Origin of the sequence: Actinomadura sp. 6N118 (genome assembly GCF_044326415.1) — a bacterium.
Lineage (GTDB): Bacteria > Actinomycetota > Actinomycetes > Streptosporangiales > Streptosporangiaceae > Spirillospora.
Genome location: NZ_JBIRAZ010000064.1, coordinates 1 through 1,569, shown reverse-complemented (window position 1 = coordinate 1,569; position 1,569 = coordinate 1). Strand labels below are relative to the sequence as shown.

Genomic DNA, 1,569 nt, shown 5'->3' with positions numbered 1-1,569 from the left:
GCCGGCTACTACGACGGTCCCATGCGGGTTCTGCAGCTCCACACGCGCCGCGGGGTGGTTGCCAAGGCCGGCGTCACCGTCGGTATCGACGGTGCCCTCTACCACCAGCGTTGGGGGAGGGCGGTCTTTGAGGTCCCGGCGGATAAGCCGGTGCATGTTGCCGTGTCGCAGGGGGGCGGTCAGATTGGCGTCGCCGCCACGGTTCTCACGCCTGAGCAGCCATCGGAGTTGGAGTATCGGGGTCCTGCGGCCCTGTACCTGGCAGGCGCCATCGGAGCTCCCGGCACTGTGAGGCAGCGGGGCTGCCTGGTCCAACTTGCGATCTTCGCTGTTGTTCCGCTCATGGCGCTGGCGCTGGTGATTGTGATCGGCATCGTTCTGTCTGGATGACCGCCGACCCGGCTCTGAGGCGCACCCGCCGCAGATCCGGCCGCGCGCTCTTGCCGCGGAGCGCGCGGACGCCTCCCAATCAAACGACGGGGCGGTTCAAGCGCAGCGAGGACCGCCTTGCAGGGCGGCGGCACGGAGCCTGCCGGTCGTGCGGTGGGTGTTCTTGCCGCTGCTGGGGATTGAGCGTGAGGGTCAGGGCAGGGTGATCCTGGCCTTGAGCTGCAGGTACTGGCCGTATCGTGTGGCGGCTTGGTCGAGGGCCTGGATCTGTGGGGGTGTCAGGGCTCGGTAGGGCCGCAGGTCGAACTGCACGTGGTCGTGGCCGATGGTGCGCCGCATGGCGGCAAGGAGTTGTGCGTCGACCAGGGCCATCCCGGCCGCGGTCTCCCGGGTGCGCGGCACGTCACCGGCGGCGTCGAGCACCCAGCGGGAGTCCTGGTAGCCGCGGTATGTCTCGTCGAGGATCTGTAGGAGGTGGCCTGCGGGATCCTGCGGTCCGCCGGGAGCATCCCCGGGGGCGTGCCAGAAAGTGCGCCCGTCGTGGTGGAACGAGTCAAGCCGATCATGCACCTGCTGCAGGCCGGCACGCACGTCGGTGAGGGTGAGCGTCGACCAGTAGGCGAGGTCCCGTTCAGTGGCCGGGCCATGCCCGGTGAAATAGCGCAGCGCGAGCTCGGCCAGGGCCTCGGTCCGGCAGAGCCGCCGTGGTGTCGGCACGCGCGCACTCATGAGGGCGTAGGTGTGCTCGCCGTCGGTGATTGGTCCGCTGCAGATCAGGCCGCCCAGCTCGGCGTGGGCCAGCAGGATCATCAGCATCTGCCCGCTGCCCGCGATACCGCGCTCGCGTAGCTCGTCAGCCAGCTGCGCGCGGGTGAGCTGTTCCCGACTCGCCAATGCCTGCGTGAGGGCGGTGACCGCCTGGTCGATGGAACGCTCGTCGAGGCCGTGAGTGTTACCTAGCTGCTGGCCGGTCATCCGCCGCACGCGGGGACCGGTCAGGTCGAGCAGTCAGCCGATGTCCTCGGCCCGCACCAAGTGCCATGTCGGGCGCAGTACGTGCGTGCGCAGGACGGCGCCGTCGTTGAGGAGAGTCGCCAGATCGGCCTGGTCGGGGTTCTGTGTGCGCGAGGCCACTGCCCAAGCCGCCTGACTGGGGTTTTCTGCCTGGACGGCCAGCAG

Annotated in this window: 2 pseudogenes; one reads left to right on the top strand and one right to left on the bottom strand. The window is 69.2% G+C overall.

The features are described from left to right. Positions 1-390, top strand: a pseudogene (locus ACH34W_RS55345) (hypothetical protein); the annotation flags it as partial. Between the two features lie 192 nt (positions 391-582). On the opposite strand, the pseudogene ACH34W_RS55340 reads toward ACH34W_RS55345, so the two are convergent. Further along, positions 583-1,566: pseudogene (locus ACH34W_RS55340) on the bottom strand (winged helix DNA-binding domain-containing protein). Positions 1,567-1,569 lie beyond the last annotated feature (3 nt).